The organism is Alicycliphilus sp. T452 (genome assembly GCF_054512775.1).
Map to the genome: position 1 here is coordinate 89463 of NZ_JBTNEH010000004.1, position 19317 is coordinate 108779.

The following is a 19317-nucleotide window of genomic DNA, read 5'->3' on the forward strand; positions in this document are numbered from 1 at the left end:
CGCGCCGCATGCGGCTTGGGGTGGGTGGGCGGCTGATTCTAGCGAGGCCCCGGGCCGGCGCCCGCAGGGGCGCACACCTACAATCCCTACCCATGAGCCTGTCCACCATCACCGCCCTTTCGCCCCTCGACGGCCGCTACGCCGCCAAACTCTCCGCCCTGCGCCCCATCATGAGCGAACACGGCTACATGCACCGGCGCGTGCAGGTGGAAGTGGCCTGGTTCATCGCGCTGTCGGACGCGGGCTTCGACGAATTCAAGCCCCTGTCCACCGGCGCGCGCGCCTACCTGCTGGGCCTGGTGAAGAACTTCAGCGAGGCCGACTGCGCCGCCATCAAGGACATCGAGAAGACCACCAACCACGACGTGAAGGCCGTGGAGTACTGGATCAAGTCCAAGTTCGAGGCCCGCCCCGAACTCGAGAAGGCCGCCGAGTTCGTGCACTTCGCCTGCACCAGCGAGGACATCAACAACACCAGCCACGCACTGCAGATCCGCGCGGGCCGCGACCAGGTCATCCTGCCGGGCCTGGACCGCATCGTGCTGAAGCTGCGCGAGATGGCCCGCGCCTTCGCAGACGTGCCCATGCTCAGCCGCACCCACGGCCAGACCGCCAGCCCCACCACGGTGGGCAAGGAGCTGGCCAACGTGGTCGTGCGCCTGCAGGGCGCCGTGGAGCACATCGCGGCCGTGAAGATCCTGGCCAAGATGAACGGCGCCGTGGGCAACTACAACGCCCACTTGGCGGCCTGGCCCGACTTCGACTGGGAGGCGTTCAGCAAGAAGGTCGTCGAGACGCACGAGCCGCAGGGCCTGGGCCTCACGTTCCAGCCCTACAGCATCCAGATCGAGCCGCACGACTACATGGCCGAGCTGTTCGACGCCATCGCGCGTGCCAACACCATCCTGGTGGACCTGTCGCGCGACATCTGGGGCTACGTGAGCCTGGGCTACTTCAAGCAGAAGCTCAAGGCGGGCGAGATCGGCTCGTCCACCATGCCGCACAAGGTCAACCCCATCGACTTCGAGAACGCCGAGGGCAACCTGGGCCTGGCCAACGCCCTGTTGCGGCACCTGGCGGAGAAGCTCCCTGTCTCCCGCTGGCAGCGCGACCTGACCGACTCCACCGTGCTGCGCAACATCGGCGTGGCCATGGGCTACACGGCGCTGGCCCACAGCTCGCTGATGACGGGCCTGGACAAGCTCGAACTCAACGAGCAGGCCCTGGCCGCCGACCTTCATGCCAGCTGGGAAGTGCTGGCCGAGCCCATCCAGACCGTCATGCGCCGCTACGGCGTCGCAGGCGCGTACGAAAAGCTCAAGGAAGTCACGCGCGGCCAGACCGTCACGCCCGAGGCGCTGCACGGCCTGATCCGGAGCCTGGACATTCCCCAGGCCGACAAGGACCGCCTGCTGGCCATGACGCCCGCAAGCTACACCGGCAAGGCCGCCGAACTCGCGCGCAGGGTCTGAGAGTTACAAGCCTTTTCAGCCTCCAGCGCTTGCCCAGCAAGCGCCAGCAGCTACAAGAATAGAGAGCAATGGCGCTCAAATCCACCATCTTCAAGGCGAACCTCGCGATCGCCGACATCGACCACGGCTACTACGCCGACCATGCGCTGACCCTGGCACGCCACCCGAGCGAGACCGACGAGCGCATGATGGTGCGCTTGGCCGCGCTGGCGCTGCAGGCGCACGAGCTGCAGGACACCTGCCGCGGCGACGGCCAACTGGCCTTCGGCGCGGGCCTGTCGGACCCCGACGACCCCGACGTATCCCTGACCGACTTCACGGGCCGCAAGCGCCTGTGGATCGAGGTCGGCCAGCCCGAGGACAAGCCCCTCTCCAAGGCCGCGAGCCGCGCCGACGCAGTGGTGGTCTACGCGTTCCACCACGCGGCCGAGGTGTGGTGGAAAGGCATCGAATCCAAGCTGTCGCGCCTGGACAGGCTGCAGGTCTGGCGCCTGCCCACCGATGCGGTGCAGCAGCTCGCCCAGCTGGCCGAACGCAGCATGCAGCTGCAGGCCACGATCCAGGAAGGCACGCTGACCCTCAGCAGCCAGCGCGGCAGCGTGCACGTGGAGCCGCTGCGCTGGAAATAGGCGCATCAGCGCGGCATTGGGGCGCCGCAGTTCCAGCACTGCTCGAAGCCGCCCTCTATGCACTCGCCGCAGGCGCGGCAGCGCCACTGGCGCTGGGGCAGGCGCGCGAATTCGCGCAGCAGGGCGCGGGCCCGCTCGGCATGCTCCGCATGCGCCAGCCAGATCTCGGGCAGGCATTCGCCGGGCGGCAACTGGCCCGCGGCCGCGCCCAGGTGCTGGCGCTGCACGCTGGCGGGCATGCCGGCCTCGCACAGCAGGTCGCGCCACAGCATGGCCATGGCGATGTCGGGGGCCTGGGTCAGACGCAGCATGGCGACACCATAACCGCGGCGCGGCTGCCCGTAAACACGTTCTAAAGCGCGTCAGCGCGCGCGCTCGGCATAGCGCGTGAAGCGCAGGGCCTGGCCTTCGCGCGTGATGCGGCGCCACACGGCGCGCTTGTCCGCGGGGCCCATCGCCGGCCAATGCTGCACCTCCGCGAAGCTGCGCCCGCAGCCCTTGCACCAGTCGTCGCCCTGGCTCGTGGAGCAGATGGCGATGCAGGGCGTGTCGGGCGTGGTCTCGTACCAGGCCAGCCAGGCAGCCCGCGCCCGGGGCGTGAGCTGCTCCTCGCCCACCTCATCGGCGCGCATGAACGCCATGCGCCCGTAGACCTCGGCCAGGGCCACGAGCTCGGGCGCCAGCGCCACGCCATCGGACGAGGGCGCGCGGGCGCGCCAGTGGTTGATGGCGGCCTCGATGTCGGTGATGTGGATGGCGGACGGCATGCGCGGACGGCGGGCGCGGGAAGCAAGACGGGGCGGCCATGATAGTCCGGCCATGGCTACGCGGGAAAACCACCCTTTGCAAGGACCGGGAAACATGCTTAAATCGCGCCCTTCAAAGGGGAGTAGCTCCCCGTTTGCACCAGGCCTTGCGTCAGCGCCGCGTGCAAACGGATGACAGGTCGTCAATACGAAGCCTTGCGCTTCCGGCCTGCCAGGCGCGGCCACGGCCGCCGCTGAGCAAGACCTTTGAGCCACAGCCACTCCATGGTCGGTTCAAAGCGCGCCCCTTTTCCTGCAGGCAAGTCCCCCTTGTTCGCAGGCAGTCGCTCAACACCCTCCATGGTGTCCGGTATTCAGACGCCGCCGGATTCCCCCGAACCGGCAATCGACTTCGAGGTACGCACACTATGGATTTGGACTTTCTCACCCACACGCCGTTCTGGATCGCGCTGGGACAGATCATCATCATCGACATCCTGCTCGGCGGCGACAACGCGGTCGTGATCGCCCTGGCCTGCCGCAAGCTGCCGGCTGCGCAGCGCACCAAGGGCATCATCTACGGCACTGCGGGCGCCATCATCCTGCGCGTGATCCTCATCGTCTTCGCGATGACCTTGCTGAACCTGCCGTTCCTCAAGGTGGTGGGCGCGCTGCTGCTGGTGTGGATCGGCGTGAAGCTCATCGCCCCCGACGAGGAAGGCCATGGCGACGTGGCGGGCAGCGACAAGCTGCTCGCGGCCATCAAGACCATCATCGTGGCCGACCTGGTGATGAGCGTGGACAACGTGATTGCCATCGCCGGCGCGGCGCAGAATTCGGGCGAACACCAGATCCTGCTGGTGGTGCTGGGCCTGCTCATCTCCATCCCCATCATCGTCTGGGGCAGCCAGCTGGTCATCAAGCTCATGGAGCGCTTCCCCCTGATCATCACGGCCGGCGGCATGCTGCTGGGCTGGATCGCCGGCGGCATGCTGGTTTCCGACCCCGCCCTGGCCAACCCCGACAGGTGGCAGTGGATGTTCAAGCTGCCGCAGAGCGGCACGGTGCACTACGCCGCCTGCGTGGCGGGCGCCCTGCTGGTGCTGGCCATCGGCAAGGCCATCGCCAGCCAGCGCGGCAAGGCCGCTCCCGTCGAGCAAGGCTGACCTGGCAGGCAGCCAGGCCCACAGGAGCGCAGCCATGGACAAGGTCATCGTATACGTGGACGACGCCGACTACGCGCGGCAGAAGCTGGAATCCATGGCCGCGCGCTCCGAGGCCGCCAAGACCCACTGGGTGCTGGTGGCCTGCGCGCCGCGCATGACCCACCGCATCAGCAAATGGGTGAGCCACAGCGCGCGCGAGAACTGGCGCGCCAAATGGGCCGACAAGCTGTTCGCGCAGCTGCAGCCCTGGCTGGGCGGCGCCGGCGGCCGGGTGAGCACGGTGCTGGCCAAGGGGCCGCTGCCCGAACTGCTGGCCCAGCTGCAGGCCGAGCATGGCGCCCACACCCCGGTGCTGGACGCGCGCCGGCCCAAGCTGGAACCGCAGGAGACGCCGCCGCCACCCGCCGCAGACGCCGCGCCCGTCGTCACCCACAAGCCGGCACGCCGCTGGTCCGTGCCCGGCTCGCTGACCAGCCTGGGGCTGCTGTTCCTGTTCGCAGATTAATTCACACGGGGGCGGGGCCGTCCTGCTCCGCCAGCTCCGACAGCGTCTGGACGAATCTTCGGCCCACGGGTGAAAGGCTGCCGGCGTCGTAGACCAGCGCCAGCCCCGTCGCACAGGCCGGCGTCTGTTTCGCCAGCTCGAAAAAGGAGGCGTTGGCAGGCTTGTGCTGCGCGCACACCGAGGGGACGAGCCCCACGCCCAGGCCGCTTTCCACCAATGTCACGACGGTCTGCACCTGTATCGCCTCCTGCACGATGTTCGGCGTGAACCCGGCTTCCCGGCATACGCTCACCACGGCCAGGTGGAGCATGGGCGATTCGTCGCGCGAAAAGGTGATGAAGGGTGCATTGGCCAGGTCCTGCAGCCTCACCTTCTTCGTATTTCTCGCAGGCTCCCACTCGCTGCCGCGCGGGATGACCACCATGAAGCGCTGGGTCTGGAGCGTATGGATGGTCAAGCCGCGGTTGTTGACGGCAGGCGTACGGATGAGACCGACGTCCATCTGGCCCTTGTCGATCAGGTCCACGATGCGGCTTCCCGTGGATTCCTGCAGGCCCAGGACCACATCGGGGAACCTGGTCCGGAAGGCCCTGATGCCCGCGGGCAGCAAGGCCATGCTCGCGGAGCCCACGAATCCGACCTTCAGCGTGCCCCATTCCCCGGTCTGGGTGGCCTTGGCATTGCGCCGGGCCCGATCCATCTGTTGAAGGGCCCTTTTGACTTCGGGCAGCGCGGCGCGGCCCGCCGCCGACAGCTTCACGTCCCGCGTGGTTCGCTCGAACAGGTCGACGCCGAACTCGCCTTCAAGCCGGCGGATGGATGCCGTCAGCGCCGGCTGGACGATATGGAGCTTGTCCGCCGCCTTGCGGAAATTCAGGACCTCTCCAAGGACGACGAAGTGTTGCAGCTGCCGAAGGTTCATACGCGCTCGATGGAACGCCGCGGGCTTTCTCCAGACGAACTAATCGGCTGAGATGCCGGCGGCCTGGACGACACTCTGCCATTTCTGCGCCTCTGTCTGCACGTAGGCACTGAAAGCCGCCGGACTGTTGACTTCCGGCACCATGCTCAAACCCTGCGCCGCGAGCCTGGCCTGCACGTCCTTGTCCTTGAGCACCGTTTCCATGGCATCGGCCAGCCGCCGCACGACGTCCTGGGGCACTCCGGCGGGGGCGAACAAGCCATACCACGTGCTGGCGCTGTACCCGGGCAGCCCGGCCTCGGCGACGGTGGGAATGTCCGGGGCGATCTCTGCACGCTTGAGGCTGGTCACCGCCAGCGGCCGCACGCGGCCGGCGCTCACCTGGGGCATCAACGTGAGTATGCTCGATACCATGACATGCACCTCGCCGGACAGCAGGGCGGGCATGGCCTGCCCGGCGCCCTTGTACGGGATCTTCGTCATCCTGATGCCGGCGGTCCTGTTCAGCAGCTCCGTCGCCAGCTCGGTCACGCTGGACGTCGAAGCGTAGTTCAGCCTGGAATCACCGCGTTTTGCATACGACACGAATTCTTCGAGATTCCTGGCAGGCACCGAGGGGTGGACCGCAATGATGTTCGGCGAATCCCCGATCAGCGCGATCGACGCGAAACCCTTGATCGGATCGTAGGGGAGCTTCTTGTAAAGCGACGCATTGATGGCATGCGTGCTGGGAGCCAGCAGCAGGGCGTAGCCGTCCGCCTGGGCCCTTGCGACCTGCGCTGCGGCAATGGTGCCATCGGCCCCCGGCCGGTTCTCGATGACGATCGCCGTCCCCAAGGCAGCGCCAAGGGCCGGGGCGACGGTTCTGGCCACCACGTCCGCTGGGCCTCCGGCCGAAAAGCCCACTACGACGCTGACGGGCCGGGTCGGATAGGCGGCCGCCGCATGCTGCGCGAGCAGGCCTGCAAAGCACAGAAATGCAACGATGGAACGCACGAATTTCTTCATCACGGTGTTGTCTCCTTGATCTGCCTTCTTGCGGCCATCAAACGGCTGCGCGCCCGGCAAGCAGCCGTTTGGCGTCGTAGGTCATCACTGTCACTCCGTCCTGGTTGAGGACTGACACGGTGGAATGGACCACGGCTCTGCCATGCCTGGACGTGGGAACGATCTCGTTGATGCGGACCAGGGCGTGGACCGTGTCCCCGACCCTCACGGGCGCCAGCAATTTCTGGGAAATCTCCAGCAGGGCAAGCCCCGTCCCCTGGAGCATGCCCTGGACAAGCAACCCCTCCATCAGGGTGTAGGTCAGCGCCCCGGGCACGACGCGGCCTTGCATCGCCCCCTGGTGCGTCTGGTCGGTGAAGATGACTTCCGTCATGCCTGTCGCAGTGATGAAGTTCATCAGGTCGTACTCGGTCATGGTGCGCCCATGCGTGACGAGCTCCTGCCCTGCGGCAAGGTCCTGCCAATGCCATCCCGGGCTGAGTAATTGCGGAACACTCATGAAAATCTCCCTTCGCTGAGTTTTGGAGGTCATGGAGAAACTGCCATGCAGGCAGGCGAATTGGCTGCGTTCTCCCCCAGAACTTCCCGGGTGTGCTGCCCCAGGCGCGGCGGGGGCGCCAACTGGGGCCGCACGCCGTCAAAAAGCAGGGGCACGCCGGGAAAGCACAGGGCGCCCATCCCCGCATCCTGGACATGCTGGAAGAAGCCGACGGCCTGCAGATGGGGGTCGTGCGGCAGGTCCTCCGGCTTGACGACGGGAGTCGCCGGAATTTCGAGCTCCGCCAAGATGGCCAGGATGGCGCTGGTGGCGTGACTGGCGAGCAGCGAGCCCAGCGTCTGATACACGTCATCGGAATGCAGGCTGCGCTGCGCGATATTGCAAAAGCGCGGATCCGCGGCCAGTTCGGGGCTGCCGAGGCGATGGAGCAGGCCCTGCCAATGGCGGTCGGTGTAGGGCATCACGCAGACGTAGCCGTCCCGCGTGGAAAATGGCCTCCTCCACGGCGCCAGCGCCCTCGGATAACCCATCGGCCCATCGCCGCCGTGAAAATGCGCGCCATGCATGTGCTCCACGAGGCTGTAGGCCACCATGGACTCGAACATGGGGACTTCCACCACGCTGCCCACGCCTTCGCGCTGCTGCTTCATCAATGCCGCGAGAATGGCGCTTGCTGCCAATATGCCCACCGTCTTGTCCGCGGCAATGGTGGGCATGTAGCGTGGCGGCCCACCGCAATGGCGGGCGCTCAGCTCCGCCAGACCCGACATCCCCTGGATGACATCGTCATACGCCGGCCGGCCGCCATAGGGTCCCGATTGCCCAAAGCCGGTCAGCATCGCGTAGACGATGCGGGGGTTCGTCCGCATCACGCTTTCAGGGTCGATGCCCAGCGCATTCAGTTTCTGCGGCCGGATGTTGTGAACGAGGACGTCCGCATCGCGGACCAGAGACTCCAGATGGGATCTGGCATGCGGGCTCTTCAGGTCAAGGACCACACTGCGCTTGCCCCGATTGACGCTCAGAAACAGCGAGGCCATGTTCGGCTCGTGCAGGGCGCCGGTACGCCGCGCATCGTCCCCTTCCGGGGGCTCGACCTTGACGACGTCTGCGCCGTACTGGGCAAGTATCTGCGTGGCATAGGGTCCCATCACCACGTTGCACATATCCACGATCCGTATCCCTGCCAGGGGTAGCGCTCGACTCATTCGAATCCCAAGTAGTTGCGTCGTGCGGGCATCGTAGGAATGCCAATGCTGCAAGGCCAATACTTTTGGCTCGCCGACTGATCACATCCGCTGATCAATCCCGCAAGGGCGCGGGCACGCATCCCGTCCGGGCGGGGCTGGTGCTATGCTGGCCGCCTATGCGACTACTGCTCAAATGGCTGCTGAGCGCGGCCGCCCTGCTTTGCGTGGCATACCTCTACAGCGGCGTGGAGGTGCGCAGCTTCGGCTCCGCGCTGCTGGCCGCCTTCGTCATCGGGCTGTTCAACGTGGTGCTGCGGCCGGTGCTGGTGATCCTCACGCTGCCGGTCACCATCGTCACCATCGGGCTGTTCCTGTTCGTCATCAACGCCCTCATGTTCTGGGCCGCCGCCTCGGTGTTGGGCGAAGGCTTCCAGGTGCATGGCTTCACGGCGGCGCTGATCGGCTCGCTGATCTATTCGCTGCTGGGCCTGGTGATCGAGTCAGCGCTCGGCGGCCTGTTCCTTCAGAAGTGACTGCACGGCGCGCAGCCGCGTGTCGATGATCGAAGCCTCGATGTGGTCGGCCGCCGCGCCGCCGCGCCGCGCCAGGTCCTGCCCCGCCTTGAAGCGGTCCACCGCCGCGGCATAGTCGTAGCGCGCCACCTGGGCCTCGGCCTCGGCGCGCACGGCGCGCAGCGGCTGCTTCTGCTGCTGCCACACCTGCGCCAGCAGCTGCCACGCCGCCGCGTCGCCCGGGTGGGTGGTCACCCAGGTCTGCAGCGGCCCCGCCATCTCGGCCGCGGCGCCCGTGTGCAGCAGCGCCTGCGTGCGCAGCAGCATCTCGGGCCGGCCCATGGGGGCGCCCGTCTTCTTCTCCGCATCCACCACCACGCTGTCGTGCAGGTAGGTCAGGGCCGCCGGCGCGTCGCCCGCGGCCAGCTCCAGTTCCGCGCCCAGCAGCCGCGCCTGGCGCGCCGCGGCCGCGTCGCCGCGCACGTCCGCCTGCAGGCCGCGCAGGGACTGGCGCGCGGCCGCCATGTCGCCCAGCTGCACGGCGCTGAGCGTGGCCGCGTACCGGGCCGGCACGCGCTGCGCGAGGGGCCGCGCGGCGAAACCCGCGTCCTGCGGCTCGGCCGCCCATTGGCGCCAAGTGTCCACGCCGGGGCGCGCCAGCACGCGCGCACGCGCGGCCATCACCAGGTGCTCCAGCGTCGCGGGAGCGGGCGCCGCCGCGCTCTGCGGGATGCGGCTGTGCATGTCGGCGATGCGCTGCGTGGTCAGCGGGTGGCTGCGCAGATAGGGCCAGCTGCCGTTGTCGTTGATGCGGTTGGCCTGCTGCAGCTTGTCGAACATGCTGACGAAGCCCTGGGGTGCAAAGCCCGCGGGCTGCATCAGGCCGAAGCCCACGCGGTCGGCCTCGCGCTCCATGTCGCGCGAAAAGTTGAGCTGGCTCTGCACCGCCAGCGCCTGGCCGCCCACCATCATCGCCTGGGCCGCGGCCGGGTTCTTGGCTGCAGCCAGCGCGCCCAGGATCATCGCACCCAGCATCAGCGGCGTCTGCCGGCCCTGCTGCGCCATCAGGCGCGCGATGTGGCGCTGGGTCACGTGGCTCAATTCATGCGCCAGCACCGAGGCGAGCTCGTCGCGCGTGCTCACCACGCCGATCAGCCCCAGGTGCACGCCGAAGTAGCCGCCGGGCAGCGCGAACGCGTTCACCGTGCGGTCGCGGCCCAGCAGGATCTGCCAGGCAAAGCGCTCCTGCAGCTCGGGCGAGAGCTCGCCGCGCTCCCGGGCCGCCTGCACCAGCGCCTGGAACAGGTCCTGCACGTATTCCTGCAGCACCGCGTCGTCGATGTAGTCCGGGTCGCGGTACAGCTCGCGGATGATGCGGTCGCCCAGCTGGCGCTCGGCGCTGGTCGTCATCTCGGCTCCGTCGCCCATCATGGGCAGCTGGGATTGCGCCAGGGCCACGGGCGCCTGCGCCGCGCCAAAGACTATCAAAAGAGAAGCTGCCAGCGCCCGACCCATAAGCGCTAGAGGCCGATTTAGCTTGAAACCCTGCACGAAACTCCTCCGCCCGATCCACCGGGCAGGCCGCACGCGGCGGCTGGTGATACATGGCCGTATGATGCCCCGGCCAGGTAAATGTTTCGCACCCGGTTGCAAGCCCACCCGCCATGACCACACCCACCTCCCCGCTGACCCACTTCGACGCCCAGGGCCAAGCCCACATGGTGGACGTGGGCGCCAAGAGCGCCACGCACCGCACCGCCATCGCCACCGGCCGCATCGAGATGCAGCCCGCCACCCTGGCACTGGTCGAATCAGGCACGGCCAAGAAGGGCGACGTGCTGGGCGTAGCCCGCATCGCCGGCATCATGGCCGCCAAGAAGACCAGCGAACTGATTCCCCTGTGCCACCCGCTGGCGCTCACGCGGGTGGCGGTGGAATTCGAACTACTCGAAGCCGAGAACGCCGTTCAGTGCACCGCGACCGTGGAAACCGTAGGCCCCACCGGCGTGGAGATGGAAGCCCTGGCCGCCGTGCAGGTGGCGCTGCTCACCGTCTACGACATGTGCAAGGCCGCGGACAAGCGCATGGTGATGACGGGGGTGCGGGTGCTGGAGAAGCATGGGGGGAAGTCGGGGAGCTTCATGGCGTAATGCCGGGAAAATTGGAATCCAACCCCAATTTTCCGACCGTCCGGTATGGACGCCACGCGGCGAGGTACATCGCCTCATCACAGGATGTGGAAATCGCCGCTGATCAAATGCTTGGATTTACAGCGGCGACCTTGAAAGGAGTGGATTTCACTCCCGCACCTCGAACCCGTCCCCCGGCAAAAAACCCAGGATGCGCGCGGACTTGTCCAGCACCGCCACCCAATCCTGCCGGTGCAGCACTGGCAAGAACAGCGCGTCATCCGTCACCGCGCCATGCTTGCCCAGCAAAGCGGCGGCATCGCTCGCCGTGGCGGGATATTGGGAGATGAACGCCTGCAAGGGCTTGGCCCGGGCCAGGGCCTTGGACTGATAGGCCGCGTCATAGGGTACATAGAACTCGGGGCGCTGGGAAAAATCGCGCCCGCCGACCACCGACTCTACTAGCACGGTTTTACGCTCCCCGGTATCGCGCGGATCGCGGATACCCACCGTCACCGGCCCCTGGAACCAATGCGGGCGCAGAGGCATATCCAGCGCAGCGATGACTCCGCCCACGTCCACATCGCCATAGTCGCCTGCCGTAATGACGCGAAAGCGGTCCACCTCATGCACCAGGAACAAAGGCCGCGCCGCATACGCCGTATGCAGGCCATACAGCAGCGCCGAAAGCTGCACCAGCACCACCAATGCCATATCGGTGAACAGTTCGCGACGCGGCTTCGCGGGGTTGAACAGCACCAGCGTGAGCAAGGGGCCACACACCACATCGACCCCCACCAAGATCAGAAACAGGTCGCGCCCACCCGAAAGCAAGTGATAAGGATTTGGAAACCACACCCACAGCACCAGCGCCGCAGCCAGGGTAGCCATCAACAGCGAGCCGAGGAAATGGAAAAGCGCCGCACGGATGGCCGAGCTTGTGCGCTCTGTATTTGTCAACATCAGCAAAAATATTGGATATCTACCAAACGAAAAAAGGGGGCAAGCCCCCTTTTTATGCCTTGTTGAGATACCTGCCAGGCATTAACGGCATTCGGCCGGAGCGAATTTTTGCAACAGCGTTGCACCGTTGGTGGCCCCATTTATTGCTGTTTTACCTGCGGTGTAGCAGGTCCAAACCAGAGTCGATGTAGGGATTGTTCCTGCGGCCAGAACGGCACCGCCCGCCGAAGGCCACAGTTGGATGGTGTTACCTGTGGCGTTGGCTTGGTAAGTGACAGTGATCAGTCCATTAACGGTCGTCCCGACGATGGTATTCACGCTCTTGGCACCGACGCCCCCATTGAGCGAGCAAGTACCTGCAGCGCTACAGAAGGCAGTTCCTGCGGTATTGGTGGGCATGCCCTTGAACAGGCCACCTTCCGCTGCCGCCGTGCCATTGGAAGCGTTGTCCGCGACCAAAGTCTTCAGGCCACTGGCGAGTACCAAACCTTCAGAAACGCGAGCGCGCACCGTGTAATCTTGATAAGCCGGCAACGCCACAGCCGCCAAAATACCAATGATCGCCACCACGATCATCAGTTCGATCAGGGTGAAACCTTTTTGCAGGGTACGCTTCATAAATTCCTCCTCGGAGTAGGTAGTCAAACCCCCGCAGAGGAATCCTGCGGGTTACCGGAGTTGCAGCAGCTTTCATGCCAGGCCATTCCGGCAACCCAGCGGCCTTGTAAACGACAGTTTTGGCTGCAAACGTCAGCACTTTGTTACCTTCGACCCTGAAAAAGAAACGCAATGACACATTTGTCACGCAAAATTGTCCGGATGGGATCCTGGAAGGCTGGCCGGCGTGCGGGTCAGGCCCAGGCAGGTACGGGCTGGGTAGGGGCCGGCGTTCTCCCCATCGGCGCATACCTCCCTGCTTCACACGCTCAGTACATCCACCGTCTGCAGGTCGATGAGGCGCAGCGCGCCGTGTTCCAGGGCCTGCACCTCGCGCATGATGAGGCTGCTTTCCTGCGGCTTGGCGTGGGTGATGTAGATGGGCAGGTCGGCACCGGGGGGCAGTGACGCCAGTTCGCGCGCCAGGGCTGCGGGTGACAGGTGCTGGCTTTTGCGCGCCAGGGCGGCCTCGGCGTTGCTGAAGGCGGTTTCCATGCACAGGGCGGCCACGCCGCCGGGGCTCTGGCGCAGGGCATTCACGCGGCGCCAGAAGGCGGGCTCCTGGCCTTCGGTGTCGCCGCTGTACACCCACCAGCCCCGCTGGCCGCGCGCGGCGTAGCCCACGGCGGGTACGCTGTGGCGCGCGGGCAGCACCTCCAGCGGGGTGCCCGCGACGACGAAGACGTCGCCCACGCCCAGGGGCAGCAGCCGCACGAAGGGCGCCTGCTGCGTGGGGACGCGGGTGAAGTCGGGCCAGATCACGCCGTTGAAGACATGGGCGCGCAGCGCGTCCAGGGTGGCCGGCAGAGCGTGCACCTGCAGGGGCCGGGCGCGGCGCGCGCCCACGGCGTCGAGCAGCAGGGGCAGCGCGGCGATGTGGTCCAGGTGCGAGTGGGTGAGGAAGACATGGTCCACGCGCTGCATTTCCTCGAGCGTGAGCTCGCCCACGCCGGTGCCGGCATCCACCAGGATGCGCTCGCCCAGCAGGAAGGAAGTGGTGCGGCAGCCCTTGGCCAGGGTTCCGCTGCAGCCGAGGATGCGTATTTTCATGCGCTGCGGGCGTTCCGGCGGCACCCTTCGCCGCCTTTTCCCGGAAGGTGATGGAGCGAAGACCGGGTCATCCGAGCACGAATTCCATCTCGGCGCCGGCCAGGGCGATGCGGTCGCCGCTCTTCAGGGCCACGGGCTCGGCCTCGATGGGAGTGCCGTTGAGCCGGGGCCGGTCGGCCCCTTCCACGTGGGCCAGCACGAAGCTGTGGTGCCGCCGGGTGATGGAGGCCACGGCCACGCCGGGCTTGCCGATGGTGGTGACCACCTTGGTCAGCACGACCTCACGGCCGGCGGCGGGACCGGTCACCACGCGCACGGTGCCGCGGGTGTTCGCAGGCGGGGCCACGGGGGCGGCCTGCGGCCCGCCGGGCCCGATCAGCATGGTTTTCTCATAGTCCTGCCGCGGCGCCTCGTGCAGGAAGCGGATCTTGTACTTGCCCATCTCCACGGTGTCGCCATTGCGCAGCGATTGCTGCTTGATGGCCTTGCCGTTCACGTAGGTGCCGTTGGTGCTGCCCAGGTCGTGCACCTGCACGTCGTCGCCGGCCATGACGAGCACGGCGTGCTCGCCGCTCACGGCCAGGTTGTCGATGACCACGTCGTTGTATGGCCTGCGGCCCACCGTCGTGCGCTCCTGGGTCAGCGGAACGTCCTTGATGACCACTCCGTCGATGGATACGACTATTCTGGGCATGCTTGTTTTCCTTCTGCGTGCAATTGGCTGGGGAGGGGCTGGCAATTATCGCGGCCAGGCATGCATCAAGGCATTCGCAGCAGGCGCGAAACCAGGCCGCGCCGCGTGTCCTGCGCGCCGGCCTGGGCCAGCAGCACGCTGATGTTGTCGCGCCCGCCCCGGGCGTTGGCCATGGCCACCATGCGCTCTGCCTTGTCCGCCAGCGCAATGGGCAGCCGTGCGAGGGCGGCCAGGTCGTCGTCGCTCATCATGTCGGTCAGGCCGTCGGAGCACAGGATGAACAGGTCTTGCGGCTCGACGGTGAATTCGTTGATCTCAGCGTGCATGGATGCATCCACGCCGAGCGCGCGCGTGACCAGGTTGCGCAGGCCCGATGCGGCGGCCTGCGCCGGCGTGAACAGGCCCATGTCCACCTGCTCCTGCAGCCAGGAATGGTCGCGCGTGATCTGGCGCAGTTCGCCCGCGCGCAGCCGGTAGCAGCGCGAGTCGCCGATGTGGGCCAGGACGAGCCGGTCGCCGCGGAACACGCCCACGACCAGCGTGGTGCCCATGCCCAGGTATTGCGGGTTGGTGAGCGAGGCGCCGAGGATGGCGTGGTTGGCGTTGTCCACGCAGGCCTCGAGTGCGTGCCGCACCTCGGCCACCGGGGTGTCGGCGGGGGCGTCTTCGAGCCACTGCGCGAACTCGGTGCCGATGTAGTTGATGGCCATGCCGCTGGCCACCTCGCCGGCGCTGTAGCCGCCCATGCCGTCGGCCAGCATCACCAGCTGGGCGGACTCATGGACGGCGACGGCGTCTTCGTTGTTGGAGCGCACGCGCCCCGTGTCGGTCAGCGCGCAGAACTCGTAACTCAGCTTTGGCAGAGGCTTCATAGAACACCCGAGGACCCTCTGCGTGCGGGGGCGCCGGGCAATGCCTGTCTTTTCATGACCGTCTGCCGAAAAGCCACCACGTCACCGTCTGATGCAATATGTTACACGCAAGGTGTCGCATCATAGACGAGCCGCCGCCAGTCTGGGGGCCGCCCGTGCAGAAATCGGGCCGGCTGCAGCAGTTTTTTTCACATCCCCCGCGCAAGCAGCAGGAGGGATGGGGCCGGGGTCAGGCCTGCTGGGGGGCGCTGCGGGACTGTATCAGCTTGCCCACCATCACCACGAGCACGGCGCCCGCCGCGGCCGCCACGTAGTGCAGCCAGGGGTGGCCCACGGCGTAGTCGTGCAGCAGGTTGTCGTTGACGATGGTCTCGCCGCCCACCCAGCCGATCAGGGCCGCGCCCAGGGTGACGATGACGGGGAAGCGCTCCATGAGCTTGATCATCAGCGTGGAGCCGAAGACCACCAGCGGAATGCTGATGGCCAGGCCCAGGACCAGCAGCACCATGTTGCCCTGTGCGGTGGCGGCCACCGCGATCACGTTGTCCAGGCTCATCACCAGGTCGGCGATCAGAATGGTGCGGATGGCGGCCATCATGCCGCCGCCGGCCTTGGCGTCGCCCTCTTCTTCTTCCTCGCCGGTGAGCAGCTGGTAGCCGATCCACAGCAGCAGGCAGCCGCCCACGATCTGCAGGAAGGACAGCTCCAGCAGCTTGGCCGCCACCACCGTGAGCACGATGCGCAGCACCACGGCGGCGCCGGAGCCGAACACGATGGCCTTCTTTTGTTGCGCGGGGGGCAGCGAGCGCGCCGCCAGTGCGATGACGACGGCGTTGTCGCCGGACAGGATGATGTTGATCCAGACGATCTTCACCAGGCCGATCCAGAAATCGGCATTGTTCAGGAACTCCATTGTTGACTCCGCTGTTATGAATCAAAAACGCCAGCCTGATGCCAAGCTGGCGTTTTCTTTTTGGTCGGAGTCCCAGTGTAGGACTTTGGAAATCCTGGCGCGTGCGTAATAGCGCGTATGTGGCGCGCCACGCGCGCAGGATTACAGCAGGCCCTTGAGGATGCGGCCCATCTCGGAGGGGTTGCGCGTGATCCTGAAGCCGCACTCCTCCATGATGGCGAGCTTGGCGTCGGCCGTGTCGGCGCCGCCGGAGATCAGCGCGCCCGCGTGGCCCATGCGCTTGCCCGGAGGGGCGGTGACGCCGGCGATGAAGCCGACGATGGGCTTCTTCATGTTGTCCTTGCACCAGCGCGCGGCCTCGGCCTCGTCGGGGCCGCCGATCTCGCCGATCATGATGACGGCGTCGGTGTCGGGGTCGTCGTTGAACGCCTTCATCACGTCGATGTGCTTGAGGCCGTTGATCGGGTCGCCGCCGATGCCCACGGCGCTCGACTGGCCGATGCCCAGCTCGGTCAGCTGCGCCACGGCCTCATAGGTCAGCGTGCCGGAGCGGCTCACCACGCCCACGCGGCCCTTCATGTGGATGTGGCCGGGCATGATGCCGATCTTGATCTCGTCGGGCGTGATCAGGCCGGGGCAGTTGGGGCCCAGCAGCAGCGTGCGCTTGCCGCCGGCGGCTTCCTTGGCCTTCATCTTGTTGCGTACTTCGAGCATGTCGCGCACCGGGATGCCCTCGGTGATGCAGATCGCCAGGTCCAGGTCGGCCTCGACGGCTTCCCAGATGGCGGCGGCCGCACCTGCGGGCGGCACGTAGATCACGGAGACGGTGGCGCCGGTCTGCTGCGCGGCGTCCTTGACGGAGCCGTAGATCGGGATGTCAAAGATCTTCTCGCCGGCCTTCTTGGGGTTCACGCCCGCCACGAAGCAGTTCTTGCCGTTGGCGTATTCCTGGCACTTCTCGGTGTGGAACTGACCGGTCTTGCCGGTGATGCCCTGGGTGATGACGCGGGTGTCTTTATTGATGTAGATCGACATGTTTTATCTCCGGGCCTGCTTAACGGACGGCTTCGACAATCTTCGTGGCCGCTTCGGCCATGGTGTCGGCGCTGATGATGGGCAGGCCGGATTCGGCCAGCATCTTCTTGCCCAGTTCTTCGTTCGTGCCCTTCATGCGCACGACCAGCGGCACCTGCAGGTTCACGGCCTTGCAGGCGGTGATCACGCCGGTGGCGATGGTGTCGCACTTCATGATGCCGCCGAAGATGTTGACCAGGATGCCCTTGACCTTGGGGTTCTTGAGCATGATCTTGAAGGCCTCGGTGACCTTCTCGGGGGTGGCGCCGCCGCCCACGTCCAGGAAGTTGGCGGGCTCGCCGCCGAACAGCTTGATGGTGTCCATGGTGGCCATGGCCAGGCCCGCGCCGTTGACCAGGCAGCCGATGTTGCCGTCCAGGCTGATGTAGGCCAGGTCGAACTTGGAGGCCTCGATCTCGGCGGGGTCTTCCTCGTCCAGGTCGCGCAGCGCGACGATGTCGGGGTGGCGGAACAGCGCGTTGGCGTCGAAGTTGAACTTGGCGTCCAGGGCGATCAGATTGCCCTTGGAGTCGCAGTTGAGCGGGTTGATCTCGACCAGCGACGCGTCCGTGTCCATGTAGCACTTGTAGAGCTTGGCGAACAGGTCCACGGCCTGGTCCACCGATGCGCCGCTCAATCCGATGGCGGCCGCCACCTTGCGCGACTGCTCGGGCGTGATGCCGGTCAGGGGGTCGATCATCTCGGTGATGATCTTCTCGGGCGTGGAATGGGCCACTTCCTCGATGTCCATGCCGCCTTCGCTGGAGGCGATCAGGGCCACCTTCTGCGTGGCGCGGTCGGTGACCAGCGAGACGTAGAGTTCCTTCTTGATGTCGGCGCCGTCCTCGATGTACAGGCGGCGCACCTTCTGGCCCTCGGGGCCGGTCTGGTGCGTGACCAGCTGCATGCCCAGGATCTGGCCGGCCAGGGCCTTCACGTCGTCGATGGTCTTGGCGACCTTCACGCCGCCGCCCTTGCCACGGCCGCCGGCGTGGATCTGGGCCTTCACGACCCACACGGGGCCGCCGAGCTTTTGTGCGGCTTCCACGGCTTCTTGCACCGTGAAAGCGGGAATGCCACGCGGGACTGGCACGCCGAAACTGCGCAAGATTTCCTTGCCTTGGTATTCGTGAATCTTCATGAGGTCTCTCTCAGGGGAAGGATGGTGTTTGTACCCGTTCTACCGAAGAGCGGATATTTTCCGCTTGCCCGGGAATGGCCGGCGGCGATTGTATTATGTTGCGATGCACCATTATTGTGGTGATAACTTACACCCGTGCCGCACCTCCCGGGCGGCCGCCGCAGGAGCTCTTCGATGCCCAAGGTCTTTATTGATGGCGAGGCAGGCACCACCGGCCTGCAGATTCGCGAACGCCTGCAGGCCATGCCTGCGGTCGAACTGGTCAGCATCGCGCCCGAGCGGCGCAAGAACGCCGCCGCCAAGCGCGACCTGATCGCCGGCGTGGACCTGGTGGTGTTGTGCCTGCACGACGATGCCGCGCGCGAGACCGCGGCGCTGGTGGACGCCATCACCGCCGAGACCGGCCGCGCGATCAAGATCATCGACGCCTCCACCGCCCACCGCACGGCGCCGGGCTGGGTGTTCGGCTTTCCCGAGCTGGCCGCGGGCCAGTTGGAGGCCGTGCGCGCCGCCACGCGCGTGGCCAACCCCGGCTGCTATGCCACGGGCGCCATCGCGCTCCTGCGCCCGCTGGTCGATGCCGGCCTGGTGCCGGCCGACCATCCGCTGGCCCTGCCCTCGGTGAGCGGCTACTCGGGCGGCGGGCGCACCATGATCGAGGCCTATGAAAGCGGCCAGGCGGCGCCGTTCGAGCTGTACGCGCTGGGCCTGTCGCACAAGCACTTGCCCGAGATCATGTGCTACACGGGGCTCACGCGCCGGCCCATCTTCATCCCCTCGGTGGGCAACTTCCGCCAGGGCATGCTGGTGCAGCTGCCGCTGCACCTGGACCTGCTGCCGGGCCGGCCGAAGGCCGCCGACCTGCACGACGCGCTGGCCGCGCACTACGCCCGCAGCAACACGCCCGAGCAGTGGGTGAAGGTGCTGCCCGCCACCGAGGACGGCAAGCTCGACGCACAGGCGCTGAACGACACCAACCAGCTGGAGCTGCGCGTGTACGCCAACGAGGCCTACCGCCACGCCGTGCTGGTGGCGCGCCTGGACAACCTGGGCAAGGGCGCCAGCGGCGCCGCGGTGCAGAACCTCAAGCTGATGCTGGGGCTGTAGCCTCAAAAACAATAGCTGCCAGCGCTTGGTACACGGTGATTCCAGGCTATGAAAAGCCTGAATTCCTT

Annotated in this window: 22 protein-coding genes; 7 read left to right on the forward strand and 15 right to left on the reverse strand. The window is 66.5% G+C overall.

Features of this window, described 5'->3' with window-relative positions; translation table 11 throughout:
• The first annotated feature begins 92 nt into the window (after positions 1–92).
• A complete protein-coding gene (gene purB / locus ACX12L_RS04810; RefSeq protein ID WP_459261548.1) occupies positions 93–1472 on the forward strand; it encodes an adenylosuccinate lyase in 1380 nt (459 codons plus the stop codon).
• A 68-nt stretch (positions 1473–1540) separates the two neighbouring features.
• Positions 1541–2101, forward strand: coding sequence for a YaeQ family protein (locus ACX12L_RS04815; RefSeq protein WP_459261549.1), 561 nt, complete (start codon positions 1541–1543; stop codon positions 2099–2101).
• A 5-nt stretch (positions 2102–2106) separates the two neighbouring features.
• Here ACX12L_RS04815 and ACX12L_RS04820 read toward each other — a convergent pair whose 3' ends face one another.
• Both ACX12L_RS04820 and ACX12L_RS04825 read right to left on the reverse strand, forming a co-directional pair.
• On the reverse strand, positions 2107–2412 hold the full coding sequence (locus ACX12L_RS04820; protein WP_459261550.1) for a putative signal transducing protein: 306 nt from the start codon (positions 2410–2412) through the stop codon (positions 2107–2109).
• Between the two features lie 51 nt (positions 2413–2463).
• A complete protein-coding gene (locus tag ACX12L_RS04825; RefSeq protein ID WP_459261551.1) occupies positions 2464–2868 on the reverse strand; it encodes a DUF3717 domain-containing protein in 405 nt (134 codons plus the stop codon).
• A 407-nt stretch (positions 2869–3275) separates the two neighbouring features.
• On the opposite strand from ACX12L_RS04825, the gene ACX12L_RS04830 reads away from it, so the two are divergent.
• Together ACX12L_RS04830 and ACX12L_RS04835 are read left to right on the forward strand one after the other, a co-directional pair.
• Entirely contained in the window at positions 3276–4013 is a 738-nt protein-coding gene (locus tag ACX12L_RS04830) for a TerC family protein (protein WP_459261552.1), read from the forward strand.
• Positions 4014–4047: 34 nt separating this feature from the next.
• Complete coding sequence (locus ACX12L_RS04835; protein ID WP_459261553.1) at positions 4048–4518, forward strand: hypothetical protein; 471 nt, start codon at positions 4048–4050, stop codon at positions 4516–4518.
• Between the two features lies 1 nt (position 4519).
• Here the strand turns inward: ACX12L_RS04835 and ACX12L_RS04840 are convergent, their stop codons facing one another.
• Genes ACX12L_RS04840 through ACX12L_RS04855 form a run of 4 tightly spaced genes read right to left on the reverse strand, consistent with a single transcriptional unit; the run spans position 4520 to position 8155 of the window.
• Complete coding sequence (locus ACX12L_RS04840) at positions 4520–5440, reverse strand: LysR family transcriptional regulator (RefSeq protein ID WP_459261554.1); 921 nt, start codon at positions 5438–5440, stop codon at positions 4520–4522.
• A 39-nt stretch (positions 5441–5479) separates the two neighbouring features.
• Complete coding sequence (locus ACX12L_RS04845; RefSeq protein WP_459261704.1) at positions 5480–6448, reverse strand: Bug family tripartite tricarboxylate transporter substrate binding protein; 969 nt, start codon at positions 6446–6448, stop codon at positions 5480–5482.
• A 37-nt stretch (positions 6449–6485) separates the two neighbouring features.
• Positions 6486–6947 carry a MaoC family dehydratase gene (locus tag ACX12L_RS04850; RefSeq protein WP_459261555.1) on the reverse strand — a complete coding sequence of 154 codons (462 nt, stop codon included), beginning with the start codon at positions 6945–6947 and terminating at the stop codon, positions 6486–6488.
• 29 nt (positions 6948–6976) lie between these two features.
• On the reverse strand, positions 6977–8155 hold the full coding sequence (locus tag ACX12L_RS04855) for a CaiB/BaiF CoA transferase family protein (RefSeq protein WP_459261705.1): 1179 nt from the start codon (positions 8153–8155) through the stop codon (positions 6977–6979).
• A gap of 158 nt (positions 8156–8313) precedes the next feature.
• Here ACX12L_RS04855 and ACX12L_RS04860 point away from each other — a divergent pair, with 158 nt between their 5' ends.
• A complete protein-coding gene (locus tag ACX12L_RS04860) occupies positions 8314–8670 on the forward strand; it encodes a phage holin family protein (RefSeq protein WP_459261556.1) in 357 nt (118 codons plus the stop codon).
• Here ACX12L_RS04860 and ACX12L_RS04865 read toward each other — a convergent pair.
• The gene (locus ACX12L_RS04865; RefSeq protein WP_459261557.1) at positions 8638–10164 is read right to left on the reverse strand and encodes a M48 family metalloprotease; all 1527 of its coding nucleotides are present in this window, start codon (positions 10162–10164) and stop codon (positions 8638–8640) included. The genes ACX12L_RS04860 and ACX12L_RS04865 overlap by 33 nt on opposite strands.
• A gap of 149 nt (positions 10165–10313) precedes the next feature.
• Here ACX12L_RS04865 and moaC point away from each other — a divergent pair, with 149 nt between their 5' ends.
• Positions 10314–10799, forward strand: a complete 486-nt coding sequence (moaC, locus tag ACX12L_RS04870; protein ID WP_459261558.1) for a cyclic pyranopterin monophosphate synthase MoaC — start codon at positions 10314–10316, stop codon at positions 10797–10799.
• 147 nt (positions 10800–10946) lie between these two features.
• Here moaC and ACX12L_RS04875 read toward each other — a convergent pair whose 3' ends face one another.
• The 8 genes from ACX12L_RS04875 to sucC form a co-directional block, all read right to left on the reverse strand.
• The gene (locus tag ACX12L_RS04875; RefSeq protein WP_459261559.1) at positions 10947–11741 is read right to left on the reverse strand and encodes a pilus assembly protein; all 795 of its coding nucleotides are present in this window, start codon (positions 11739–11741) and stop codon (positions 10947–10949) included.
• Positions 11742–11822: 81 nt separating this feature from the next.
• A complete protein-coding gene (locus ACX12L_RS04880; RefSeq protein WP_459261560.1) occupies positions 11823–12359 on the reverse strand; it encodes a pilin in 537 nt (178 codons plus the stop codon).
• 300 nt (positions 12360–12659) lie between these two features.
• Positions 12660–13448: an MBL fold metallo-hydrolase gene (locus tag ACX12L_RS04885; RefSeq protein ID WP_459261561.1), complete on the reverse strand. Its 789-nt coding sequence runs from the start codon at positions 13446–13448 to the stop codon at positions 12660–12662.
• Between the two features lie 67 nt (positions 13449–13515).
• Entirely contained in the window at positions 13516–14142 is a 627-nt protein-coding gene (locus ACX12L_RS04890; protein ID WP_459261562.1) for an FHA domain-containing protein, read from the reverse strand.
• Positions 14143–14207: 65 nt separating this feature from the next.
• The gene (locus tag ACX12L_RS04895) at positions 14208–15014 is read right to left on the reverse strand and encodes a Stp1/IreP family PP2C-type Ser/Thr phosphatase (RefSeq protein ID WP_459261563.1); all 807 of its coding nucleotides are present in this window, start codon (positions 15012–15014) and stop codon (positions 14208–14210) included.
• Positions 15015–15243: 229 nt separating this feature from the next.
• Positions 15244–15927 carry a TerC family protein gene (locus ACX12L_RS04900; protein WP_459261564.1) on the reverse strand — a complete coding sequence of 228 codons (684 nt, stop codon included), beginning with the start codon at positions 15925–15927 and terminating at the stop codon, positions 15244–15246.
• Positions 15928–16068: 141 nt separating this feature from the next.
• A complete protein-coding gene (gene sucD / locus ACX12L_RS04905) occupies positions 16069–16962 on the reverse strand; it encodes a succinate--CoA ligase subunit alpha (RefSeq protein ID WP_459261565.1) in 894 nt (297 codons plus the stop codon).
• 19 nt (positions 16963–16981) lie between these two features.
• Positions 16982–18142: an ADP-forming succinate--CoA ligase subunit beta gene (gene sucC / locus ACX12L_RS04910; protein WP_459261566.1), complete on the reverse strand. Its 1161-nt coding sequence runs from the start codon at positions 18140–18142 to the stop codon at positions 16982–16984.
• Positions 18143–18316: 174 nt separating this feature from the next.
• Between sucC and argC the strand changes: the two genes are divergently transcribed.
• On the forward strand, positions 18317–19249 hold the full coding sequence (gene argC / locus ACX12L_RS04915; protein ID WP_459261567.1) for an N-acetyl-gamma-glutamyl-phosphate reductase: 933 nt from the start codon (positions 18317–18319) through the stop codon (positions 19247–19249).
• Positions 19250–19317 lie beyond the last annotated feature (68 nt).

What these genes read in the sequence shown, in the direction of transcription:
- ACX12L_RS04835 (WP_459261553.1), top strand. Translation starts at nt 4,048, where the DNA reads ATGGACAAGGTCATCGTATACGTGGACGACGCCGACTACGCGCGGCAG.
- ACX12L_RS04850 (WP_459261555.1), bottom strand. Translation starts at nt 6,947, where the DNA reads ATGAGTGTTCCGCAATTACTCAGCCCGGGATGGCATTGGCAGGACCTT.
- purB (WP_459261548.1), top strand. Translation starts at nt 93, where the DNA reads ATGAGCCTGTCCACCATCACCGCCCTTTCGCCCCTCGACGGCCGCTAC.
- ACX12L_RS04845 (WP_459261704.1), bottom strand. Translation starts at nt 6,448, where the DNA reads ATGAAGAAATTCGTGCGTTCCATCGTTGCATTTCTGTGCTTTGCAGGC.
- ACX12L_RS04875 (WP_459261559.1), bottom strand. Translation starts at nt 11,741, where the DNA reads ATGTTGACAAATACAGAGCGCACAAGCTCGGCCATCCGTGCGGCGCTT.
- ACX12L_RS04880 (WP_459261560.1), bottom strand. Translation starts at nt 12,359, where the DNA reads ATGAAGCGTACCCTGCAAAAAGGTTTCACCCTGATCGAACTGATGATC.
- ACX12L_RS04840 (WP_459261554.1), bottom strand. Translation starts at nt 5,440, where the DNA reads ATGAACCTTCGGCAGCTGCAACACTTCGTCGTCCTTGGAGAGGTCCTG.
- ACX12L_RS04855 (WP_459261705.1), bottom strand. Translation starts at nt 8,155, where the DNA reads ATGAGTCGAGCGCTACCCCTGGCAGGGATACGGATCGTGGATATGTGC.
- ACX12L_RS04865 (WP_459261557.1), bottom strand. Translation starts at nt 10,164, where the DNA reads ATGGGTCGGGCGCTGGCAGCTTCTCTTTTGATAGTCTTTGGCGCGGCG.
- ACX12L_RS04890 (WP_459261562.1), bottom strand. Translation starts at nt 14,142, where the DNA reads ATGCCCAGAATAGTCGTATCCATCGACGGAGTGGTCATCAAGGACGTT.
- ACX12L_RS04900 (WP_459261564.1), bottom strand. Translation starts at nt 15,927, where the DNA reads ATGGAGTTCCTGAACAATGCCGATTTCTGGATCGGCCTGGTGAAGATC.
- ACX12L_RS04860 (WP_459261556.1), top strand. Translation starts at nt 8,314, where the DNA reads ATGCGACTACTGCTCAAATGGCTGCTGAGCGCGGCCGCCCTGCTTTGC.
- ACX12L_RS04815 (WP_459261549.1), top strand. Translation starts at nt 1,541, where the DNA reads ATGGCGCTCAAATCCACCATCTTCAAGGCGAACCTCGCGATCGCCGAC.
- ACX12L_RS04895 (WP_459261563.1), bottom strand. Translation starts at nt 15,014, where the DNA reads ATGAAGCCTCTGCCAAAGCTGAGTTACGAGTTCTGCGCGCTGACCGAC.
- ACX12L_RS04825 (WP_459261551.1), bottom strand. Translation starts at nt 2,868, where the DNA reads ATGCCGTCCGCCATCCACATCACCGACATCGAGGCCGCCATCAACCAC.
- sucC (WP_459261566.1), bottom strand. Translation starts at nt 18,142, where the DNA reads ATGAAGATTCACGAATACCAAGGCAAGGAAATCTTGCGCAGTTTCGGC.
- ACX12L_RS04885 (WP_459261561.1), bottom strand. Translation starts at nt 13,448, where the DNA reads ATGAAAATACGCATCCTCGGCTGCAGCGGAACCCTGGCCAAGGGCTGC.
- ACX12L_RS04820 (WP_459261550.1), bottom strand. Translation starts at nt 2,412, where the DNA reads ATGCTGCGTCTGACCCAGGCCCCCGACATCGCCATGGCCATGCTGTGG.
- argC (WP_459261567.1), top strand. Translation starts at nt 18,317, where the DNA reads ATGCCCAAGGTCTTTATTGATGGCGAGGCAGGCACCACCGGCCTGCAG.
- moaC (WP_459261558.1), top strand. Translation starts at nt 10,314, where the DNA reads ATGACCACACCCACCTCCCCGCTGACCCACTTCGACGCCCAGGGCCAA.
- ACX12L_RS04830 (WP_459261552.1), top strand. Translation starts at nt 3,276, where the DNA reads ATGGATTTGGACTTTCTCACCCACACGCCGTTCTGGATCGCGCTGGGA.
- sucD (WP_459261565.1), bottom strand. Translation starts at nt 16,962, where the DNA reads ATGTCGATCTACATCAATAAAGACACCCGCGTCATCACCCAGGGCATC.